Source organism: Candidatus Deferrimicrobiaceae bacterium (genome assembly GCA_035256765.1).
GTDB lineage: Bacteria > Desulfobacterota > Deferrimicrobia > Deferrimicrobiales > Deferrimicrobiaceae > CSP1-8.
Window position 1 is genome coordinate 1 of the sequence record DATEXR010000007.1, and the last position, 4,810, is coordinate 4,810.

General features: G+C 65.6%; 7 protein-coding genes. All 7 read right to left on the reverse strand.

Going from position 1 to position 4,810, the window contains the following annotated elements; translation table 11 throughout:
* The coding region (gene nuoK / locus VJ307_00170) for an NADH-quinone oxidoreductase subunit NuoK (GenBank protein ID HJX72539.1) at positions 1-297 on the reverse strand (297 nt) is incomplete at its 3' end.
* Positions 298-831, reverse strand: coding sequence for an NADH-quinone oxidoreductase subunit J (locus tag VJ307_00175; GenBank protein ID HJX72540.1), 534 nt, complete (start codon positions 829-831; stop codon positions 298-300). It lies immediately after the preceding gene.
* Entirely contained in the window at positions 828-1,547 is a 720-nt protein-coding gene (locus tag VJ307_00180) for an NADH-quinone oxidoreductase subunit I (GenBank protein ID HJX72541.1), read from the reverse strand. The genes VJ307_00175 and VJ307_00180 overlap by 4 nt, the downstream gene beginning before the upstream one ends.
* A 4-nt stretch (positions 1,548-1,551) precedes the next feature.
* Positions 1,552-2,670 (reverse strand): NADH-quinone oxidoreductase subunit NuoH, encoded by a 1,119-nt coding sequence (gene nuoH, locus VJ307_00185; GenBank protein HJX72542.1) that lies wholly within the window; start codon positions 2,668-2,670, stop codon positions 1,552-1,554.
* A gap of 4 nt (positions 2,671-2,674) precedes the next feature.
* Positions 2,675-3,805: an NADH-quinone oxidoreductase subunit D gene (locus tag VJ307_00190; protein ID HJX72543.1), complete on the reverse strand. Its 1,131-nt coding sequence runs from the start codon at positions 3,803-3,805 to the stop codon at positions 2,675-2,677.
* Positions 3,802-4,272: an NADH-quinone oxidoreductase subunit C gene (locus tag VJ307_00195; GenBank protein HJX72544.1), complete on the reverse strand. Its 471-nt coding sequence runs from the start codon at positions 4,270-4,272 to the stop codon at positions 3,802-3,804. The genes VJ307_00190 and VJ307_00195 overlap by 4 nt, the downstream gene beginning before the upstream one ends.
* Positions 4,273-4,282: 10 nt before the next feature.
* On the reverse strand, positions 4,283-4,810 hold a 528-nt coding region (locus VJ307_00200; protein HJX72545.1), incomplete at its 5' end, for an NADH-quinone oxidoreductase subunit B family protein.

Genomic DNA, 4,810 nt, shown 5'->3' on the forward strand with positions numbered 1-4,810 from the left:
CCGGAGATGGTCGGCGGTGTCCACTTCCACGGTGCCCGTCGTGGCGAACAGCCGCAGGAAGATGGCCAGCGCGACGGCCGCCTCGGCGGCCGCGAGCACGATGACGAAGACGGCGAAGATCTGCCCGCCGATCAACCGGGATCCATAGTGCGAAAACGCCACGAAATTGATGTTGGCGGCGTTCAGGACCAGCTCCACCCCCATGAGGACGGCCACCGCGTTGCGCCGCGTCAGGATCGTGTACAGCCCGCAGCAGAAGAGCGCCGCGCCGATGACCAGCATCTTGTCCAGGGCCATCTACTTCGGCTCCTCCATGTCGGGTCTGCGGAGATCGGACCGGTCCGGCCGCGACAGGAGCGCCGCGCCGATGAGGGCGGCGAGCAGCAGCACGGAGGCGACCTCGAACGGAAGCAGGTAGCGGGTCATCAGAAGCTCGCCGATCTCTGCGGTGGTCGGCTGGTACGTGACCTGCGGCTTCAGGAGGAACACCGGGGATACCGCCGTGTGCGCCAGCACGCCGAACAGGGCGAGGCAGATCGCCGCCGCGGGCAGCCGGAAATGGACCGGGTTGGAAAGCTTGACGGAGGAGATCCGGTTCGACAAAAAGACCGCGAACATGATCAGCACGAGGATCCCCCCGACGTACACGAGCACCTGCGTGGCCGCCAGGAAGTCGGCGGAAACGAGCACGTACAGGCCCGCTACCCCGAAGAAGGTGAACAGAAGCGCCACTGCGGCGTAGATGATGTTCGGAAGGGTCGCCACGAGAATCGCCGACCCCACCGTCAGGGCCGCCAGCACGTAGAAGACCAGATCCGCCGGTCCCTTCATTTCGTCTTCCCCCCGCCCTCTTCCGGGGACTCCTCCGGCTTCGCGGGCTCCCCCTTCGGTCCCTGCGCGGGCTTTTTCTCCCCGTCGTCGCCGGCCGCGGGGTTCCCCGCCGCAAACGCCGGCGCCGCGGGCTGCGCCACCGGCGGTACTCCCTTTTTCTCCGGTACGGAGGGGGCATCCCCCTTCGCTCCCGTTGGAGCTTCGGGGGACACGTCCGTGGTCTTGGCTTCCTTCGCCGCCTCCGCCTTCGCCGCCGCTTCCGCCACCTGCTTCGCCACGCGGGCCTTGATCTCAACCGCCTCTTCGAAGACGAAGTGCAGGATCAGCTCCCCGCGGCTGACCGTCGCCTTCTCGTATCCGCTCGTGTGCGTGAGCGACTTCGGAGGGCACACCTCGACGCACAGTCCGCAGTACATGCAGCGCCCGATGTTGATTTCGTAGGAGACGAGCACCAGCTTCTTGTCGGCCCCCCGGACCGCTTCGAGGGCGATGCAGTCGACGGGACAGACCTTCACGCACATGGAGCAGCTCGTGCACTTCTTGATGTCGTTGTACAGGAACCCCCGGAACCGCTCGGACGGCTCCCAGCGCTCCTCCGGGTACTGGAGGGTGATCGTCTCCCTCGGGTCCACCCCGTACCGCGCGGTGATCCGCATCCCCTTGGCGGTGGTCGCAACGGCTTCCCAGATGTCGCCCAAATATTCCTTCAAGCCCATCCCGTTATCCGAAGAGCGACGCGATCATCGCGGGAATCCCCTTGCCGCGGAAGAGCAGCAGCCAGAGGGAGACGCCCAGCAGGTTGAAAAACGTGAGCGGAACGAGGTACTTCCACGCCATGCGCATGAGCTGGTCCACGCGCAGCCGGGGCAGGGTCCACCGGACCCACATCATGAGCAGGACGAGTCCCAGCGTCTTCCCGAGGAACACGCCCAGGGAGAACAGGTTGCCCCAGGAGGCGGGGAGCGCTTCCACGGAAAGAAACGGGACGTGCCACCCGCCGAGGAAGCAGGCGGTCGCCAGCGCGGACACGACGAACATGTCGCCGTATTCGGCGAGGAAAAAGAAGGCGAACCGGATCCCCGAGTACTCCACATGGTACCCGGACACGAGTTCCGATTCGGCCTCCGGGATGTCGAAGGGGGTCCGGTTGGTCTCCGCCAGCGCCGCGGTGTAATACAGGAAAAAGGAAGCGAAGGTGAACGGGTTGTGGAACAGGTTCCACCCGAAGATGCCGAGAAAACCTGCCTGGGACCGGACGATGTCCTGGAGGGAGAGGGAGCCGGCGATGAGGACCGCGGGAAGGATCGCCATCCCCACCGGGACCTCGTACGAGACGATCTGCGCCGCCGCGCGCATCCCCCCCAGGAGGGCCCACTTGTTGTTGGAGGACCACCCCGCGAGCATCACCCCCACCACCACGAGGGAACTGATGGCCATCACGTAATAGACTCCGATGTTCAGGTCGGAGGCGATCAGCCCCACGCCGAAGGGGATGACCACGAAGGCGGCGAAGGAGCCGATGAACACGAGGTAGGGCGCCAGGGCGAAGAGGAAGCGGTCGGCCTGGGCCGGGATGATGTCCTCCTTGAGGAGGAGCTTGATCCCGTCGGCCAGGAACTGGAGGAGCCCCACGGGGCCGACCCGGTTCGGCCCGATGCGCGCCTGGATGTCGCCGGCCACCTTCCGCTCCACGTAGGTCGCCAGGCCCGCGTACAGCAGGGCGAACGTGAGGACGACCGCCGCGACCACCACCATCAACAGGAGGGTCAGCGTCCACAGCGGGACTCCCGAGAGCGCCGGCACGGCGTGGACCAGGGATATCGCGAGCGATTCCATCATGGCGCTACCGGTCGATCTCCGGGAGAATGATGTCGAAGCTGCCGATGACCGCCACGATGTCGGCGATCATCAGTCCCTTGGTGACCTTCTCGAAGATGTTCATCGTCACGAAGGAGGGGGCGCGGATCTTCAGCCGGTACGGATTCACCGTCCCGTCGCTGATCAGGTAGATCCCCGTCTCCCCGCGCGGGTTCTCGGCGCGGAAGTAGACCTCTCCGGCGGGCGGCTTGAACACCCGGGGGACCTTGGCCATCACCGGGCCGTCGGGGGTCTGCGCGATCGCCTGGCGCAGGATCTTCACGCTTTCCCTCATCTCGTTGATCCGGACCATGTACCGGTCGAAGCAGTCCCCCACCGTCCCCCGCTCCCCGGTTCCGACGCAGACGTCGAAGTCGAGCTTCGGGTAGACCGAATACGGCTCGTTCCTCCGCAGGTCGAAGGAAACCCCGGAGCCCCGCAGGTTCGGCCCCGTGAGCCCGTAGGCGACGGCCTCTCCGCCGGAAATGGCCGCGACGTTGGCGAGCCGGTGGACGAAGATCTTGTTGTAGGAGATCAGGTTGTTGTATTCGGGGATCTTCGGCTCGAAGTAGTCGAGGAACTCCTTCGTCTTCTCGAGAAACCGGTCCGGCAGGTCGGCCGAGACGCCGCCGATGCGGACGTAATTGTACGTCAGCCGGTTCCCGCAGATGTCCTCGAACAGGTCGTTGACCCTCTCCCGCTCGCGGATGGCGTAAAGAAACGGGGTGAAGGCCCCCATGTCGGCGGTGAACGACCCGAAGGCGATCAGGTGGGAGGAGATCCGGTTCAGCTCGCACACGATCACCCGGATGTATTCCGCCCGCTCGGGGACCTCGATGCCTGCGAGCTTCTCCACGGTCCACGCCCATGCCGCGTTGCAGTTCATCGAGGCGAGGTAGTCGAGTCGGTCGGTGAACGGCATGAACTGCGCGTAGGTGACCCGCTCGCCGATCTTCTCCAGCGCCCGGTGCAGGTACCCGACATCCGGCTTGGCGTTGACCACCACCTCGCCGTCGGTGCGCAGGATCACCCGGAGCACCCCGTGGGTACTCGGGTGCTGCGGCCCCATGTTGATGAGCATCTCCTGGGTGGGAAGCGCTTCCGCGTGGGCCTTCATACCTTGATCCCGTGGTAGAACTCGGGGTACTTGTAGTCCTTGCGCAGCGGGTGCCCCTCCCAGTCCTCCGGAAGCAGGATGCGTCGCAGGTCCCAGGACCCCTCGAAGACGATCCCGTAGAGGTCGTACGCCTCCCTCTCCTGGAAGTTCGCCGCCGGCCAGACCCCGTCGACGCTCGGCAGCGACGGCGCCTCCCGGGGAAGGTACGCCTTGACCCCGATCTGGTGGCCGATCGTAAGGGAATAGAGATGGTAGACGACGGCGAAGCGGTCCTTGTAGTCGACGCCGGACAGGCACATGAGCGAGTCGAACTTCATCGCGGGGTCGTCGCGCAGGAACAGGGAGACCTCCCGGACCGACTCCGGAGACACGACCAGGAAGGCCGGGCGGAAGCCCTCCTCCTGGAGTTCCACCACCGCGTCGCCGAATTTCGCCTTGACCGCCTCGAAGATCGCTTTCGGTTCCAAACGGGTTCCCTTACGCCTTCGCCGCGAAATTTCTCTTCTGCTCGATGATCTTCTGCAGCTTGAGGATGCCGTCGATGAGCGCCTCGGGGCGGGGGGGGCAGCCGGGGACGTAGACGTCGACCGGGATGAGAAGGTCCACCCCCTTGACCACGCAGTACGAGTCCTTGTAGAAGGGGCCGCCCGTGTTGGCGCAGGATCCCATCGAGATCACGTACTTGGGCTCGGGCATCTGTTCGTACAGCCGTATCAGCCGCTCGGCCATCTTGTGCGTGATGGTCCCGGCGACGATCATCAGGTCCGACTGCCGGGGGGTCGCCCGGAAGACGGCGCCGAACCGGTCGAGGTCGTACCGGGAGGCGCCGGTCTGCATCAGCTCGATGCCGCAGCAGGCCGTCGCGAACAGGAGGTACCAGAGGGAGGACTTCCGGCACCAGTTGATGAACTGGTCGGCGCTGCCCACCATCACGTGCGCCTCGGGGCCCAAGGACCCCGGGCCGACGGCGGGAGCCGGAACGCCTTGCGCGGGATCGTGGCTCAT

Coding starts and splice junctions, on each gene's coding strand:
- nuoH (HJX72542.1), bottom strand. CDS start 2,670: ATGATGGAATCGCTCGCGATATCCCTGGTCCACGCCGTGCCGGCGCTC.
- VJ307_00190 (HJX72543.1), bottom strand. CDS start 3,805: ATGAAGGCCCACGCGGAAGCGCTTCCCACCCAGGAGATGCTCATCAAC.
- VJ307_00180 (HJX72541.1), bottom strand. CDS start 1,547: ATGGGCTTGAAGGAATATTTGGGCGACATCTGGGAAGCCGTTGCGACC.
- VJ307_00175 (HJX72540.1), bottom strand. CDS start 831: ATGAAGGGACCGGCGGATCTGGTCTTCTACGTGCTGGCGGCCCTGACG.